General features: G+C 63.5%; 11 protein-coding genes. 8 read left to right on the forward strand and 3 right to left on the reverse strand.

The window, feature by feature from the left end; all coding sequences use genetic code 11:
* Positions 1-22: 22 nt before the first annotated feature.
* The 3 genes from der to C163_RS04360 all read left to right on the forward strand — a co-directional run bounded on the left by der (position 23) and on the right by C163_RS04360 (position 3,624).
* A complete protein-coding gene (der, locus tag C163_RS04350; protein WP_025337780.1) occupies positions 23-1,486 on the forward strand; it encodes a ribosome biogenesis GTPase Der in 1,464 nt (487 codons plus the stop codon).
* Between the two features lie 210 nt (positions 1,487-1,696).
* On the forward strand, positions 1,697-2,845 hold the full coding sequence (locus tag C163_RS04355) for a pyridoxal phosphate-dependent aminotransferase (RefSeq protein WP_025337781.1): 1,149 nt from the start codon (positions 1,697-1,699) through the stop codon (positions 2,843-2,845).
* Positions 2,833-3,624 (forward strand): amidohydrolase, encoded by a 792-nt coding sequence (locus C163_RS04360; protein WP_025337782.1) that lies wholly within the window; start codon positions 2,833-2,835, stop codon positions 3,622-3,624. Before C163_RS04355 ends, C163_RS04360 begins: the two co-directional genes overlap by 13 nt.
* Before the next feature lie 176 nt (positions 3,625-3,800).
* Here C163_RS04360 and C163_RS04365 read toward each other — a convergent pair whose 3' ends face one another.
* A complete protein-coding gene (locus tag C163_RS04365; protein ID WP_025337783.1) occupies positions 3,801-6,356 on the reverse strand; it encodes a sulfite reductase flavoprotein subunit alpha in 2,556 nt (851 codons plus the stop codon).
* Between the two features lie 262 nt (positions 6,357-6,618).
* Complete coding sequence (locus C163_RS04370; RefSeq protein WP_025337784.1) at positions 6,619-8,892, reverse strand: TonB-dependent siderophore receptor; 2,274 nt, start codon at positions 8,890-8,892, stop codon at positions 6,619-6,621.
* A gap of 222 nt (positions 8,893-9,114) precedes the next feature.
* On the opposite strand from C163_RS04370, the gene C163_RS04375 reads away from it, so the two are divergent.
* Together C163_RS04375 and C163_RS04380 are read left to right on the forward strand one after the other, a co-directional pair.
* The gene (locus C163_RS04375) at positions 9,115-9,795 is read left to right on the forward strand and encodes a Fe2+-dependent dioxygenase (protein WP_025337785.1); all 681 of its coding nucleotides are present in this window, start codon (positions 9,115-9,117) and stop codon (positions 9,793-9,795) included.
* Positions 9,796-9,798: 3 nt separating this feature from the next.
* Positions 9,799-10,548 carry a tetratricopeptide repeat protein gene (locus C163_RS04380; protein ID WP_025337786.1) on the forward strand — a complete coding sequence of 250 codons (750 nt, stop codon included), beginning with the start codon at positions 9,799-9,801 and terminating at the stop codon, positions 10,546-10,548.
* 183 nt (positions 10,549-10,731) lie between these two features.
* On the opposite strand, the gene C163_RS04385 is transcribed toward C163_RS04380, so the two are convergent.
* The gene (locus C163_RS04385) at positions 10,732-11,895 is read right to left on the reverse strand and encodes a type III PLP-dependent enzyme (protein WP_025337787.1); all 1,164 of its coding nucleotides are present in this window, start codon (positions 11,893-11,895) and stop codon (positions 10,732-10,734) included.
* A 494-nt stretch (positions 11,896-12,389) separates the two neighbouring features.
* Between C163_RS04385 and C163_RS04390 the strand changes: the two genes are divergently transcribed.
* The 3 genes from C163_RS04390 to C163_RS04400 all read left to right on the forward strand — a co-directional run bounded on the left by C163_RS04390 (position 12,390) and on the right by C163_RS04400 (position 16,408).
* Positions 12,390-12,887 (forward strand): sigma-70 family RNA polymerase sigma factor, encoded by a 498-nt coding sequence (locus C163_RS04390; protein WP_025337788.1) that lies wholly within the window; start codon positions 12,390-12,392, stop codon positions 12,885-12,887.
* 20 nt (positions 12,888-12,907) lie between these two features.
* A complete protein-coding gene (locus C163_RS04395) occupies positions 12,908-13,870 on the forward strand; it encodes a FecR family protein (protein WP_025337789.1) in 963 nt (320 codons plus the stop codon).
* 108 nt (positions 13,871-13,978) lie between these two features.
* Positions 13,979-16,408, forward strand: coding sequence for a TonB-dependent siderophore receptor (locus C163_RS04400; RefSeq protein ID WP_025337790.1), 2,430 nt, complete (start codon positions 13,979-13,981; stop codon positions 16,406-16,408).
* Positions 16,409-16,426 lie beyond the last annotated feature (18 nt).

Below are 16,426 nucleotides of genomic sequence, written 5' to 3' on the forward strand. Positions count from 1 at the left end.
GAATTCAAGAGTGGAGAGCCGAATGGTTCCCGTAATCGCCCTGGTGGGCCGCCCGAACGTCGGCAAATCCACCATGTTCAACCGCCTGACCAAGACCCGCGATGCCATCGTCGGTGACCTGTCGGGCCTGACCCGTGACCGCCAGTATGGTGATGCCAGCTGGCAGGGTCGCTCCTTCATCCTGATCGACACCGGCGGTATCACCGGTGACGAAGTGGGCATGGACGAGAAGATGGCCGAGCAGTCGCTCATGGCCATCGAAGAAGCCGACTATGTGCTGTTCCTGGTCGATGCCCGTGCCGGCATGACCGCTGCCGACCAGATGATCGCCGAGCACCTGCGCAAGCGGAACAAGGAAGCGATCCTGGTTGCCAACAAGATCGACAACATCGATGCCGATGTGGCTCGCGCCGAGTTCTCGCCGCTGGGCATGGGCAACGCCATCCCGGTGGCCGGCTCCCAGGGCCGCGGCATCAATGCGCTGATGGAGGCCGTGCTCGGCCACCTGCCACGCGACCAGGTCGAGGAAGCGCTGGACGCCGAAGTCGCCGAAGGCGAGGAAGCGGTGCGCATCCCGGGCCCGAGCGAGAAGGATGGCATCAAGATCGCCATCATCGGCCGCCCCAACGTCGGCAAGTCGACCCTGGTCAACCGCATGCTCGGCGAAGAGCGCGTGGTGGTGTACGACCAGCCGGGCACCACCCGCGACAGTATCTACATCCCGTTCGAGCGCGATGACGAGAAGTACACCTTCATCGACACCGCCGGCGTGCGCAAGCGCGGCAAGATCCACGAGGAAGTCGAGAAGTTCTCGGTGGTGAAGACGCTGCAGGCGATCAAGGACGCCAACGTGGTGATCTTCGTCATGGACGCCCGCGAAGGCGTGGTTGACCACGACCTGAACCTGCTGGGCTTTGCCCTGGAAGCCGGCCGTGCCATCGTCATCGCCCTGAACAAGTGGGACGGCATGGAGCCGGGCGAGCGTGACTACGTGAAGACCGAGCTGGAGCGCCGGCTGTTCTTCGTCGATTTCGCCGACATCCACTTCATCTCCGCCTTGCACGGCACCGGCGTGGGCCACCTGTACAAGTCGGTGCAGGCCGCGTTCAAGTCGGCGGTAACCCGTTGGCCGACCAGCCGCCTGACGCAGATCCTCGAAGATGCCGTGAGCGAGCACCAGCCGCCGCTGGTCAACGGCCGCCGCATCAAGCTGCGCTATGCCCACCTTGGTGGTGCCAACCCGCCGCTGATTGTGATCCACGGCAACCAGACCGACAAGATTCCGAAGTCGTACTCGCGTTACCTGGAGAACACCTACCGGCGTGTGCTGAAGCTGGTCGGTACGCCGATCCGCATCGAGTACAAGGGCGGTGAGAACCCGTACGAGGGCAAGAAGAACACCCTCACCGACCGCCAGGTCAACAAGAAGCGCCGCCTGATGTCGCACCACAAGAAGGCCGAGAAGAAGCGCCGCGACAAGCGCTGATTCCGCGTCGACTTCTTCGCGGGTAAACCCGCTCCTACAGGACCCACAGTTTTCGAAATCTGTGCAGTACCTGTGGGAGCGGGTTTACCCGCGAAGAGGCCCTTTGATCCAGCGCAAATCCCCCTATTGTTTCAACCTTTTTCCTGACCGCTCGATCCGCTATGCTCGGACTCCACCCCGTGCCGGATACACCCCAGGAAAGAGGGCTCCATGATCCGCAGCAAACTGCCGAATGTCGGCACGACCATCTTCACCACCATGTCCCAGCTCGCCGTGCAGACGGGCGCGCTCAACCTGTCGCAAGGCTTTCCCGACTTCAATGGCCCGCAGGCTCTGCTCGATGCAGTCGGCCGGCATGTGGCCGCCGGGCATAACCAGTATTCGCCGATGACCGGCTTGCCGGCCCTGCGCCAGCAGGTGGCGGCCAAGGTCGCGCGGCTGTATGGCGCGCAGGTGGATGCCGACCAGGAAGTGACCATCACCCCTGGCGCCACCGAGGCGATCTTCTGCGCCATCCAGGCTGTGGTGCATGCCGGTGACGAGGTAATCGTCTTCGACCCTTGCTACGACAGCTACGAGCCGTCCGTGGAACTGGCTGGTGGGCGCTGCGTGCATGTACAGCTGAGCGATGGCGATTTCCGCATCGACTGGCAGAAGTTCAGCGATGCCCTCAGCCCGCGCACGCGCATGGTCATTCTCAATTCGCCGCACAACCCCAGCGGTGCGCTGATTACCCAAGAAGACCTGGACCAACTGGCCCGGCTTATCGCTGACCGCGATATCTACCTGGTCAGCGACGAGGTCTACGAGCACCTGGTCTATGACGGTGTACGCCATGCCAGCGTGTTGGCCCACGAGCAACTGTACCAGCGCGCCTTCGTGGTCAGCTCGTTCGGCAAGACTTATCACGTCACCGGCTGGAAGACCGGCTACGTGGTCGCCCCGCCAGCGCTGAGTGCCGAGCTGCGCAAGGTGCACCAGTACGTCAACTTCTGCGGTGTGACCCCGCTGCAGTGCGCCTTGGCCGATTTCATGGCCGAGCACCCCGAGCATATCGATGAACTGCCGGCCTTCTACCAGGCCAAGCGAGACCTGTTCTGCGGCTTGCTGGAGGGCTCGCGGTTCCGCTTCACCCGCACGGCGGGTACCTATTTCCAGCTGGTGGACTATTCGCAGATCCGCCCGGACCTGAACGATGTCGACATGTCGCTGTGGCTGACCCGTGAGCACGGCGTGGCGACCATCCCGGTGTCGGTGTTCTACCAGCAACCCATCCCCGAGCAACGCCTGGTCCGCCTGTGCTTTGCCAAACGAGAGGAGACGCTGCGTCAGGCAGCGGAAAAACTATGCGCGATCTGAGTACACTGCCGAATCTGAAAGTCGCCCTGGTGCAGACCACTCTGGCCTGGCACGACCGCGAGGCCAACTATGCGCACTTCGAAGTGCTGCTGGAGCAGGTGGGTGAAGTGGACCTGGTGATCCTGCCGGAAATGTTCACTACCGGTTTTTCCATGCAATCGGAAAGCCTGTGCGAGCCGGAAAACGGCCCGACCTGCAAATGGCTGAAGGCCCAGGCGAAGAAGTACAACACGGTAATTACCGGCAGCGTGATCATCCAGGCCGCCGATGGCAGCCACCGCAACCGCCTGCTGTGGGCCCGGCCGGATGGCGAGATCCTGCACTACGACAAGCGCCACCTGTTCCGCATGGCCGGTGAGCACAAGCATTACACCCCGGGTGAGCGCCAGGTGCAGTTCGAGCTCAAGGGCTGGCGGATCCGCCCGCTGATCTGCTACGACCTGCGCTTCCCGGTGTGGAGCCGTGATGCCCAGGACACCGACCTGTTGCTGTACACCGCCAACTGGCCGGCTGCGCGCCGCCAGCACTGGAACCGCCTGTTGCCGGCGCGGGGTATCGAGAACCTGTGCTATGTGGCGGCGGTGAACCGGGTGGGCACCGACGGCAAGGGCTTTGCCTATTCCGGCGACAGCCAGGTGCTGGACTTCCAGGGCGAGAGCCTGCTCAGTGCCGGGGAGGCCGACGGGGTGTTCACCGTGGTGTTGAGCGCGGCGGAGCTGGCGGCCTACCGGGCCAAGTTCCCGGCCAACCTGGATGCCGATACCTTCGAGCTGCACTGAAGCCGGAGCTGTATGGCTTGAATTGGCACGCTGTAGGAGCGGCCTTGTGTCGCGAAAGGGCCGCAGAGCGGCCCCAGGATCCTGGCAGCGATGCATGAATTGCTGGGGCTGCTATGCAGCCCTTTCGCGACACAAGGCCGCTCCTACAGGTACTGTGTTGCTAGCTCAGGCCAGTATCAATAAACATCCCGCCGATACCGCCCATCCTCGATCAGCTGATGCACTACCGCTTCCCCGAGGATGCCGTTGAGCGCCGCATCCACCCCGGCAGCCATGCCTTGCAGGCTGCCGCATACATACACACAGGCACCATCCGCGATCCAGCGCTTGAACTCTTCAGCCTGCTGCAGCAACACATCCTGCACATACACCTTGTCGGCCTGATCCCGCGAAAATGCGAGGTCCAGGCGTGCCAGGTCGCCGTTGTCCAGCCAGCCTTGCAGCTCGTTGCCGCACAGCAGGTCATGCGCACGGTTACGCTCGCCGAACAGCAGCCAGTTGCGCTGCTCGCCAGCATTCACCCGCGCGCGGAGCAGGCTGCGCAAGCCGGCCAGGCCGGTGCCGTTGCCAATCAACACCAGCGGCGCAGCCGTTTCCGGCAGGTGGAAGCTGCTGTTGCGCCGCAAACGCAGGCTCAGCGTACCGTCAAGCGGCAGGTACTCGGTCAGCCAGCCGGAACCCAGGCCCAGGTTGCCATCGGCATGGCGTTCCTGGCGCACGATCAGCTCCAGCACGCCATCGCTGGCGATCGAGGCAATCGAGTATTCGCGGCTGCCGATCGGCACCAGTGCGTCGACCAGTGCTTGCGGCTGTAGGCCGATCAGGTGATCGCGACGGGTCGGCAACTGGCGGCCGGCCAGGGCCTGGGCGAGGGTTTCGCCCAGGCCATTCACTTGCACCTTGGCCCCGGCGTCCAGCGCCATGCCATCGAGGAAGGCGTCGATCCTCGGCTGGCCGTTGAGCGGCAGGATCTCCACCAGGTCGCCAGCATCCCAGTTGGCGGGCTGTTCCGGTCGCAGGCCCAGCAGGTACACCGGCTGGCCCTGGCTGCCCGGGTTGAGCAGTTCGCGGCGCACCAGCGACCAGTTGCCGAAGCTCGGCGGCTGCCAGGCGGCCACTGGCTGGGCGCCGGTCAGTTGCGCCAGTTCCTGCTGCCACTGCTGCAGCGCGGCCTGGTCGGCGTTGTCCACTTCCACCGGGCTGAACGCACTGCTGGCACCGCGTTCACCCAGCCATGCCTGCAGGCGGCGGGCGAAGCCGCAGAAGTGCGGATACTGGCGGTCACCGAGGGCGAGCAGGGCATAGCTGAGGTTGTCCAGCGCCCAAGGCTGGCCGAGCACCTTGCGCTCGAAGGCGCGGGCGCTGTCGGGGGCTTCGCCGTCGCCGAAGGTGCTGACCACGAACAGCGCACGGCGGGCCTGGCGCAGGTCGAGTTCACCCAGTTCTGCCAGGGCGCGTACCTGTACTGGCAGGCCGGCGGCCTGAAGCTGCCCGGCGCTCTGCCAGGCCAGTTGTTCGGCAAGCCCGCTCTGGCTGGCAAAGCCGATCAGCCAGCTGTCGCCGCTGGCAGTGTTGCTGGTGACGTTGCCACGGGCGGCACGTACCTGGCGCTTCTTGCGACGGCGGTCGAGGTACAGCAGCCAGCCGGTGACGAAGAACAGCGGCATGGTCAGGCTGGCGATGGTGACGATGATGCGCCCCGGCAGGCCGAAGTATTCGCCCACGTGCAGGGCGTAGACGCTCTGCAGCAACTGGGCCTTGAAGGACTTGTCGGTGTAGCGGTCATGTCTTTTCACCTGGCCGCTGGCCGGGTCCAGTGCCAGGGTGTTGAAGGCACGTGGGTGGTCGGCGTTGTCCAGCAGGTAGAACAGGTTGGCCGGCTGACCGCCTACCGGTGGCAGACGCAGGTTGTACATGGCCAGGCCCGGGCCGGCAGCGTCCTTGAGGTTGGCCCAGATTGCGTCGTAGTCGACCACCAGCGGCGGGGCGTTCTTGTCGATTTTCTGCGGCCCGTGGCGGCCCCGGCCTTCGCCGCGCTTTTGCTGCTGGCCGGCGGCCGGCGCGTCGGCCAGCAGCTTGTTCAGGCCCTCGCGGTACCACTCGTAGGACCAGAACAGCCCGGTCAGGGCGAACAGCAGGTAGAACAGCAGGCACCAGGTGCCGGCCACCGCATGCAGGTCCCAGTTGAAGGCGCGGCCTTTCTTGGCCCAGTCGAAGGTCAGCCAGGTGCGCCAGTCCAGCGCCTTGCGCGGCCAGCGCAGGTACAGGCCGGAGAGGCAGAAGAACACCAGCATCAGGGTGCAGGCACCGGTGATCTGCCGGCCGCTGTCGCCCATGGCCAGGAAGCGGTGCAGGTTGAGCATGAGGTTGAAGAAGCCTTGCCCGGCCACTTCTCCCTTGAGTTCGCCGGTGTACGGGTCGGCATAGCGCAGCTGGCCACGGCGCTCGCCTGGTGGTGGGGTGAAGAAGACGCGTGCGGCGTTGCCTTCGCGTACATCGACCCACAGCATCGCCACCTTGTCGTGCTGCTGGGCCTCGACCCGCTGGACCAGTTCGGCCGGGGGCAGCACGCCCTCCGGGCGCACCTGGACCTTCAGGACATCGGCATTCAGCGCGCGCAGCAGTTCTTCCTGAAACGAGTACAAGGCCCCGGTGATACCCATCAAGGCCAGCACCAGGCCAGCGGTGATGCCAAAGAACCAGTGCAATTGGAACAGCGTCTTCTTCACCACATGATCACCTTGTGTTTCTGCCGCACACTGCGCGGCGTGCATTATGCCTTGATACGCAAAAGCCCCGCTCACGGGAATGAACGGGGCAGGGTGGGCTCGTCAGTCAGGCTTGTGTTGTCTGTACCGGCCTCTTCGCGGGTGAACCCGCTCCCACAGGTACTGCACTGACCTCAGGTCCAGTGATATCTCTGTGGGAGCGGGTTCACCCGCGAAAGGGTCGGCACAGGCGCAGCCCATTCAACAGATCAACCCCATCCCGGCATCAGAAGTGGAAGCTGGTGGTCAACAGCGCAGTCCGCCCGGCGGCCTGGTTGGCATAGTGCCCACTGTAGGCCTTGTCGTAGTAGACCTCGTTGGTGAGGTTCTGCACGTTCAACTGCAGGTCGACGTGCTTGGTCAGCTTGTAGCTGGCCATGGCGTCGTAGCGCCAGTACGAGTCGACCATCACGCTGTTGGTGGTGTTGCCGAACACTTCATCGACGTAGAAGGCACCACCACCAATGGTCAGCTTCGGTGTGACGTTGTAGGTGGTCCACAGGGTCAGGCTGTTGTTCGGTGTGTTAGGCAGTTGGTTGCCATCGTTGTAACCATCGATGAACACCGTGCCGACCCGCTGCGCGCCGCCGTCGACGAGCTTGGCATCCAGGTAGGTGTAGCCGGCGAATACTTGCCAGGCGTCGGTCAGCTTGCCGCTGGCGCTGAGCTCCAGGCCATCGACACGGGTCTTGCCGATGTTCTGGTAGGTGTTGTTATCCACCAGCACACGAGCGTCTTCCTTCTCGGTGCGGAAAATGGCTGCGGTCAACGCCAGGCGTTCGTCGAGCAGATCCCACTTGGTACCGATTTCGTAGTTGGTGGTTTTTTCCGGTTTCAACTCGCTGGTGGTGGTGGCCGTGACCAGCGCGTTGCCGTCGGAACCTTCGCCGAGCGAGGCGCCAGGCGGGGTGGCGGAGGTGGCATAGGACACATAGATGCTGCCGTTCTCGGCAGGCTTCCAGGTCAGGCCCAGTTGGCCAGTGACGAACTCACTGGTGTCTTCGGTCTTGAAGCTGGTAGAACCGTTGGCCGCTTTGGTCTTGACCTTGGTGTCGAAGTGGTCGTAACGCAGGCCCATGGTCAGCAACCAGGCCGGGTCGAGCTCCAGCGTGTCGGTGAAGTAGATGGCGCGCGTGTTGCCAGAAGTATCGGCACCGGCTTCGGTGCGGCTGATGGTGCCGTCCCACTCTTCATGCGGATTGGGGTTCGGGAACGAGGTACAGACACCGGAGATCTGGCCTGTTGCGCTCGAGCAGCTGCCAGCGCCGAAACCGGTGACGTCATAGCCCGATTTCACCGATGTTTCCCGGCTGAGTTCGATACCGGTGGAGAAGCTGTTCTTCATGCCACCAACGTAGAAATCGCCATACAGGTCGGTCTGGTTGGTGGTCGTGCGGGTGTTGGCGACACGGTTGTTCGGGCGACGCCAGACTTCACCGTTGAGGATGTTGCCTTTGCTGTCGTCTGGCTGGCTGTAGATGTAGTCCTGCAGCGTGTTGCCATGGCGCAAGGTGTTCTTGATGGTCAGCGAGTCGCTTAGGTCGTGCTCGATGCTGATGGTCGAGATATCTGCACGGCTCTTGGAGAAATCGCGACCGACCAGGCCGTAGTAGTTGCTGCTGCTGCCACCGCCGTGGGTCGGTTTGTCCGGGTTGGCCGAGGTGCGAGCGGCCGAGCTGCCGGAGCGCAGGCTGTAGGGAATACCCGAATCTGGCAGGTCGTCGCTTTCCACGTGGTAGTAGTCAAGGCTCACGCGGGTATCGGTGCCCAGACCGAACACCAGCGAGGGTGCCACGCCCCAGCGGTCGTAGTTGACCTCATCGCGGCCGGCGACGTTGCTTTTGTGGGTCATCAGGTTCAGGCGGCCAGCGACGCTGTCGCTGAACTGATAGTTGCCATCCAGGGTGTAGCGCTGGGTCTGATCGCTGCCCCAGGTCCAGGCGCCGTCGAGCGAGTTGCCCAGGTGCGCACGCTTGCTGACCATGTTGATGGTGCCACCAGCAGCACCGCGACCAGCGATCGAGGAGTTCGGGCCCTTGGCCACTTCCACCGACTCGATGGCGAAGATTTCGCGGGTTTGCGAACCGGTATCGCGCACGCCGTCCAGGTACATCGAGCTTTGGCTGTCGAAGCCGCGAATGAATGGGCGATCGCCGGAGGGGTTGCCGCCTTCGCCGGCACCCATGGTGATGCCCGGCACAGTGCGCAGTGCATCCTGCAGGGTCAGGGCGCTGGTGTCCTTGATCACTTGCTGCGGGATCACGGTGATCGAGCGCGGGGTATCTACCAGCGGCGCGGTGTACTTCTGCGAAGAGGCCTTGTCGACCTTGTAATCGGTGCTGGCCTGTTCAGCCTTGCCGTTGACGCTGGTGGCGTCGAGGGTGATAGCGCTGCTGGCGGCCGGGTCGGCGGCATAGGCCGACGAAGCGCTGAGGGCGACGCCGATGGCAGACACGATCAGGCGTGGTGAACTCACTGCAGATGGTACGTACTGGCGCATTGCTAAGGACCTTCCCCAAGGTGTTAAGGCCGCGGATCTTAATGTAAGCAATTGTGACTCACAATTGAGAGTCGTTACCATTCGTGAAGAATTTACAATCTTTACAATTTGCCTTTACGGTTTCATCAAGCTGAAACGTCTTAGGCGGCGAATGGGGCTTGTGAAGCGCAAAAGGGAATCAATATCATTGGCGCCTTTACATTTTCCAACGGTGCTGCCGCCATGCTGCTTCACATCCCCGGCCTGTTTCACGCCGATGAACTGGCCCGTATCCGCGAGGCGCTGGAGCAGGCCGACTGGGCCGACGGCAAGGTCACGGCCGGCTACCAGTCGGCCAAGGCCAAGCACAACCTGCAACTGCCGGAAGGCCACCCGCTGGCCAAGGAGATCGGCAGTGCGCTGATCGACCGCCTGTGGCAGACCCCGCGCTTCATGTCTGCAGCCTTGCCGCACAAGGTGTTCCCGCCGCTGATCAACTGCTACCGCGAAGGTGGCAATTTCGGCTTCCACATCGACAACGCCCTGCGCCAGCCCAAGGGCAGCCCGGAGCGGGTGCGCACCGACCTGTCTTCCACGCTGTTCCTCAGCGATCCAGACAGCTATGACGGCGGCGAGCTGGTGATCCAGGACACCTATGGCGTGCAGCAGGTCAAGCTGGCCGCCGGTGACCTGGTGCTGTACCCCGGCACCAGCCTGCACAAGGTCAACCCGGTTACCCGTGGCCAGCGTTACGCCGCGTTCTTCTGGACCCAGAGCCTGGTGCGCGAGGACAGCCAGCGGGCGTTGCTGTTCGAGATGGACAATGCCATCCAGCAACTGACTGCCGATGTGCCGGACCATCCATCACTGCTACAGCTGACCGGCACCTACCACAACCTGCTGCGCCGCTGGGCCGAGGTCTGAGCCGTGTCCTATCAGTTGCGGCGTGAGGAAGTGGTGGATGTGGCCGGTTTGCAGGCCATGCTGGAAGAAAGCCCTGGCAAGGCCGCCCAGGCGATCCTGGCGGCGGCCGGGCAGGGCGCGGTGGAGGCACAGTTGCTGCTGGGGCAGATCCTGCTCGACGGGCGCGGCATTCAGGCGGATGCCGCCGTGGCCAGGCGCTGGTTCGGCATCGCCGCGCAGGGCGGCAGTGCCATGGCGCACAACATGCTGGGGCGTTGCCTGGAGCATGGCTGGGGCGGTGAGCCAAGCCAGGCGCAGGCGGCCATCCACTATGCGCGTGCGGCCGATGCAGGGCTGGACTGGGGGCTGTACAACCTGGGTAACCTGCTGGCCACCGGGCGCGGAATACCGGCCAACCAGGCGCAGGCGCTGATGTGCTACGAGAAGGCCGCGCACATGGGGCATGCCAAGTCGATGAACCTGTACGGGCGTTACCTGGAACAAGGCATCGCCACGGTGCCCAACCCGGCACGGGCGGTGCGCTGGTATCGGCGTTCGGCCGAGGCGGGGGACTTTCGTGGCATGTTCAGCCTGGGGCTGGTGCTGGTCGAGCGTGGGCAGGTGGCGGAAGCCGGGCCCTGGCTGGAGCGGGCGCGGGTCGAGGGGAACATGAATTTCCTGCGCAGCGCGCTGGTGACCTTGCAGGGGGCCGGGCCGGTGTTGATGGCCTTTGCGGCGCGGTATGCCGAGGAGATCGAACGGCGCGAAGCTTGAGGTTCCCTCAAGGCCCGCAGTACCTGTAGGAGCAGCCTTGTGCTGCGAAGAGGCCGGCATGACAAAAGATGGCCTTTGGCATTTATGGCCTCTTCGCAGCACAAGGCTGCTCCTACAGGGAATTGCACAGGCCTGAAGGCGGAAAGCACAAATGAAAACGGGGCCTTGCGGCCCCGTCTTGCGTTACAGGTAGTAAGCCTTCAGCGGCGGAAAGCCGTTGAATTCCACTGCGCTGTAGCTGGTGGTGTAGGCACCGGTCGACAACCAGTACAGACGGTCGCCGATGGCCAGGTTCAGCGGCAGGCCGTACTTGTAGTTTTCGTACATGATGTCGGCGCTGTCGCAGGTCGGGCCGGCGATGACCACTTCTTCGGCCTCGCCTTTCTTCTCGGTCCAGATCGGGAACTTGATGGCTTCGTCCATGGTTTCGATCAGGCCGGAGAACTTGCCCACATCGGTGTAGATCCAGCGCTCGACGGCGGTGCGCGACTTGCGTGCAACCAGTACCACTTCGCTGACCAGGATGCCGGCGTTGGCAATCAGCGAACGGCCCGGCTCGAGGATGATTTCCGGCAGGTCGTCACCGAAGTCTTCCTTCAGGAAGCGGATGATCTCTTCGGCGTAGGTTTCGAGGCTGTTGGTCCGGGTGATGTAGTTGGCCGGGAAGCCGCCACCCATGTTGATCAGCTTCAGCTCGATGCCGTCTTCTTCCTTCAGGCGCTCGAAGATCACCTTGACCTTGGCGATGGCTGCATCCCACACGCTGATGTCGCGCTGCTGCGAGCCGACATGGAAGGAAATGCCGTAAGGCACCAGGCCCAGGTCGCGGGCGAGGATCAGCAGGTCCATGGCCATGTCGGTCTGGCAGCCGAACTTGCGCGACAGCGGCCAGTCGGCAGTGGTCGAGCCTTCGGTGAGAATACGTACGTACACTTTCGAACCCGGTGCGGCCTTGGCGATGTTGCGCAGGTCGGCTTCCGAGTCGGTGGCATACAGGCGCACGCCCTTCTCGTAGAAGTAGCGGATGTCCTTGGACTTCTTGATGGTGTTGCCGTAGCTGATACGGTCGGCGCTGACGCCGCGGCCCAGCACCTTGTCCAGCTCGTAGATCGAGGCGATGTCGAAGCTCGAACCTTTCTCTTTGAGCAGGTCGATGATTTCCACGGCCGGGTTGGCCTTGACCGCGTAGTACACCTTGGCGAATTCGAAACCAGCACGCAGGTCGTCGTAGGCCTGGCTGATCATCTGGGTGTCGATGAGTACGAACGGGGTTTCCTGCTTGTCGGCGAACGCCTTCATTTTCTGGAAGGTGTCACGCGCGAAATAGTCTTCGACCTGGATCGACATGCTCAGGGACTCCATGGGCAAACTGAAAATTTAAGTGGCTGCAAACTGAACGTCCTCCGTATCCCCACTTTGGTTCGCCTACTCAGTACTTGAGCCGGATGGATCGTTTCCAGCATGGACGTTCGGCGCGCACTTTAGGGCGTGAAGAATGCAGAATCAACAGGCAATCCGGGCGTGATCGACGCGGATCGACGACCTGCCATTTGAATAACCGACCCATGTGACCGGCTGATGTTCCCCGGAGTGTTTCAAGCGTAAAAAATAGTGGAATGGAGCGCGTTGGCTCCTTCGCGGGCACGCCCGCTCCCACAGGCATCTCGCGGTTCCTGTGGGAGCGGGCGTGCCCGCGAAAGGGCCTCAGGTGTTCATATTTATGGCCACATTTCCCTGGCACCGCCGTGCATGAAAAAGACGATAAATTTTTTGTTACCGACTGGCGGAATTGCCGTGTTTGATGAGAAACATTACTATTCGCACCCTTGTCTGCCTCCCTGATGACCCCGACCGTGTCCGGACCCAAAGGCTTCCTCGACCACTACCATGAGCTGATCGGCACCTGGACGCGCAAGTTGCGCAGTCGACAGCAGGCCGAGGACCTCACCCACGATGCCTTTGTCCGGGTACTGGAAAACCCGCGCGAGCAGGTCGAGCAGCCACGCGCCTACCTGCACCAGACCGCACGCAATATTGCCGTGGATGGTTTCCGGCGCGAGGACCGCCGCCAGGCCCTGGAGCTGGAAGCCTTCGACGAAGGCGTGGCCGCCAGTGGCGACCCCGAGGCCTACGTGCATGCGCTGGAGCTGGCCGACAGTGTCGAGCGGGCGCTGGCCGAACTACCGCTCAATTGCCGGCAGGTGTTCATCTGGCAGAAGCTCGAAGGCCTGACCCAGGCCGAGATTGCCGAGCGCATGGGGTTGAGCAAGAACATGGTCGAAAAGTATATGATCCGCACGCTCCGGCATCTGCGTGAGCACCTGGATGTGTCGGCATGATGAGTCAGGAGACCTTTTCGATGAAACAGCACGGTACCGATACCGTCCGCGAGCAGGCGGCCGCGTGGTTCGCCCGGGTGCAGGATGCGCCTCGCGATGCCGGGCTGCAGGCGCAGCTGCACGCCTGGCTGGAAGGCGATGCACGGCACCGTGATGAGTACCAGCAGCTCGCCCGTCTGTGGCAGGCCACCGACTTCATCCCGCGCCAGCGCCTGGAAGCGCTGTGCCAGCCGGCACCGGTACGCCAGTTGCCACGTCGGCGCTTCGTGCGCCAGGCCTTGGCCGCCAGCGTGGCCGCACTGGCGTTGGGCCTGGGCTGGGGCGGCTGGCACTACCAGCAACTGAATCACCAGGGCAGCTTGCAGACCGCCTTCAATGAACGCCGCCAGATCGAACTGCCGGATGGTTCGCACCTTGAACTCAACGGCAGCACGCAAGTGCAGGTCGCTTTCAGCGCCGGCCAGCGGCATGTCCGGCTGATGGCGGGTGAGGTGATGTTCACCGTCGCCCACGACAGTGGCAGGCCGTTCGTGGTCGACACCGCCCAGGGCAGCGTGACTGTCACCGGTACCCGTTTCGACGTCCGCCTGGACCCGGCCAGCACCCGCGTGGCGGTGGAGCAGGGCTCGGTGCGTGTGCAGGGCAAGGGCGCCTCGCTGGCGCAGCTCACGGCGGGCCAGGGCTCGCATATAGATGCACAAGGCCAGGTGGCGGCGCCCTATGCGGTGAATACCGGCGCCCTGACTGCCTGGCGCCAAGGCAGGCTGGTGTTCGACAACGCCACCCTGGCCGAGGTGGTGGCCGAAGCCTCGCGCTACCGCAGCCAGCCGCTGCGGGTCGCCCCCGGCAAAGTCGCCCAGCTGCGGCTGTCCAGCACCTTCAGCACCGACGACACCGATGCGCTGCTGCGTGCCTTGCCGAGCATCCTGCCGGTGGCCATCAAGGCCCATGAAGATGGCTCGCGCGAAATAATCGCGAAATAGATTCAGGTTTTTTTCCGCTCGTTCGTCTTCCCCGCCAGCTGCAACTGCCAAGCATTTCCATTTGCATGCGGTTGGCGTTTATTCCGTATTCCAGGAAGTTTCGACGACGTGAACAACAACAAGCCCTTCCCACGCTTCCGCGCCCTGGCGCTGGCCCTGGCGGTCAGCGCCGTGGCCGTCAACAGCCAGGCCGCAGAGGCCGGCAGCACCATCCAGATCCAGGCCCAACCCTTGGCTTCGGCGCTGAACCAGCTGGGCCAGCAGACCAACCTGCAGCTGTTCTTCAGCCCCGAGCTGGTGGCCGGCAAGCAGGCCCCGGCGGTGTCCGGCCAGCTGGCGCCCGAGCAGGCGCTGCAGCAGTTGCTGCAAGGCAGCGGCCTGACCTACGAGATGTCCCAGGGCACCGTGGTGGTCAAGCCGGCCCAGGCCGATGGCACCCTCACCACCGGCAGCCTGGAGCTGGCGCCCACCGACATCAAGGTGGTGGGTGACTGGCTGGGCGATGCCCAGCAGAGCGTGGTGCAGAACCACCCTGGCGCGCGCACCGTGGTACGCCGCGAAGCGATGGTGGAAAAGGGCGCAATGAACGTGCGCGACGTGCTGCGCGGTATCCCGGGCGTGCAGGTGCAGGACTCCAACGGCACCGGCGGCAGCGACCTGTCGCTGAACGTGGGTGTTCGCGGCCTGACTTCGCGCTTGTCGCCACGCTCCACGGTGCTGATCGACGGCATCCCGGCCGCCTTCGCGCCCTATGGCCAGCCGCAGCTGTCGATGGCGCCGATTTCCTCGGGCAACCTCGACAGCATCGACGTGGTGCGTGGCGCCGGTTCCGTGCGTTATGGCCCGCAGAACGTCGGTGGGGTGATCAACTTCGTTACCCGGGCGATCCCGGAGAAGGCCTCGGCCGAGCTGTCCACCACCCTGGAAACCTCCCAGCATGGTGGCTGGAAACACACCGAGTCGGCCTTCGTCGGCGGCACCGCGGACAACGGCATGGGCGTGGCGCTGCTGTACACCGGGGTGAATGGCAACGGCTACCGTGAAAGCAACAACGGCAACGACATCGACGACGTCATCCTCAAGACCCACTGGGCGCCGACCGACGTTGACGAGTTCTGGCTCAACTTCCACTACTACGACGGCCGTGCCGACATGCCTGGCGGCCTGACCCAGGCGCAGTACGACAGCAACCCGTACCAGTCGCTGCGCGACTACGACTACTTCGCCGGCCGGCGCAAGGACGTGTCGTTCAAGTGGCAGCGGCAGCTCGACGACGCCACCCAGTTCGAAGTGCTGACCTACTACACCGACAGCTTCCGCGGCAGCGCCATTGCCTCGCGCGACATGAAGACCCTGTCGTCGTACCCGCGCAACTACCACACCTTTGCCATCGAACCACGGCTGTCGCGGATCTTCTTCGCCGGCCCGACCACCCAGGAAGTCAGCGTGGGCTACCGCTACCTGAAGGAAGCGATGCGTGAGCAGTCGACCCGCCTGGCGCTGATCGACAACGTGCCGACGCCCGCCCCGGGCTCCGACGGCCATGTGTTCCAGGACCGCAGCGGTGGTACCGAGGCCAGTGCCTACTACATCGACGACAAGATCGACGTGGGTAACTGGACCATCACCCCAGGTATCCGCTTCGAGCATATCAACACCGACTGGCGCGACCGCCCGGTGCTCGGTGCCAACGGCCAGCCGGTGCCGGAGAAGAAGCGCAGCATCACCAGCAACGAGCCACTGCCGGCGCTGAGCGTGATGTACCACATCTCCGATGCGTGGAAGGTGTTCGCCAACTACGAGACCTCGTTCGGCAGCCTGCAGTACTTCCAGCTGGGCCAGGGTGGTACTGGCAACAGCACGGCCAATGGCCTGGAGCCGGAAAAGGCCAAGACCTACGAGATCGGTACCCGCTATGACAATGGCGGCTTTGCCGGTGAGCTGACGGCGTTCTACATCGATTTCGATGACGAACTGCAGTACATCAGCAACGACGTGGGCTGGACCAACCTCGGCGCGACCAAGCACCAGGGTATCGAGGCCTCGGTGCGCTATGACCTGGACGGGCTGGACCCGCGCCTGGAAGGGTTGTCGGTGAGCGGTGGCTATACCTATACCCGCGCTACTTATGAAGGGGACATTCCTGGCTTCAAGGGCCGTGACCTGCCGTTCTATTCACGCCAGGTGGCCACTGCCGGGGTGCGTTACGCGGTCAACCACTGGACCTGGAACCTGGATGCCTACGCCCAATCCAAGCAGCGCGCGCCGGGTACCGGGATCAATGCCGATGGCAGCTTCAACGGTGACTACATCACCGAGCCGAGTGCGGATGGGCAGTTTGGTGATATCCCGGGTTACGTGACCTGGCATGCCCGTGGCGGGTATGAGTTCGGGCCCCAGATGTCCAACCTGAAGCTGGCGGCGGGGGTGAAGAACCTGTTCGACAAGCAGTACTTCACCCGCTCCAGCGACAACAATGCCGGCATCTATGTGGGTGAGCCGCGGACCTTCTATGTGCAGGCCAGTGTAGGGTTCTGACATCGCGTCGCCTGCTTC

It is taken from the genome of Pseudomonas sp. FGI182 (assembly GCF_000511325.1).
Classification (GTDB): Bacteria; Pseudomonadota; Gammaproteobacteria; order Pseudomonadales; family Pseudomonadaceae; genus Aquipseudomonas; species Aquipseudomonas putida_Z.

Excerpts from the sequence above, each read along its gene's own strand:
- C163_RS04395 (WP_025337789.1), top strand. The coding sequence starts at position 12,908 with ATGAAACAGCACGGTACCGATACCGTCCGCGAGCAGGCGGCCGCGTGG.
- der (WP_025337780.1), top strand. The coding sequence starts at position 23 with ATGGTTCCCGTAATCGCCCTGGTGGGCCGCCCGAACGTCGGCAAATCC.
- C163_RS04385 (WP_025337787.1), bottom strand. The coding sequence starts at position 11,895 with ATGTCGATCCAGGTCGAAGACTATTTCGCGCGTGACACCTTCCAGAAA.
- C163_RS04355 (WP_025337781.1), top strand. The coding sequence starts at position 1,697 with ATGATCCGCAGCAAACTGCCGAATGTCGGCACGACCATCTTCACCACC.
- C163_RS04390 (WP_025337788.1), top strand. The coding sequence starts at position 12,390 with ATGACCCCGACCGTGTCCGGACCCAAAGGCTTCCTCGACCACTACCAT.
- C163_RS04360 (WP_025337782.1), top strand. The coding sequence starts at position 2,833 with ATGCGCGATCTGAGTACACTGCCGAATCTGAAAGTCGCCCTGGTGCAG.
- C163_RS04370 (WP_025337784.1), bottom strand. The coding sequence starts at position 8,892 with ATGCGCCAGTACGTACCATCTGCAGTGAGTTCACCACGCCTGATCGTG.
- C163_RS04375 (WP_025337785.1), top strand. The coding sequence starts at position 9,115 with ATGCTGCTTCACATCCCCGGCCTGTTTCACGCCGATGAACTGGCCCGT.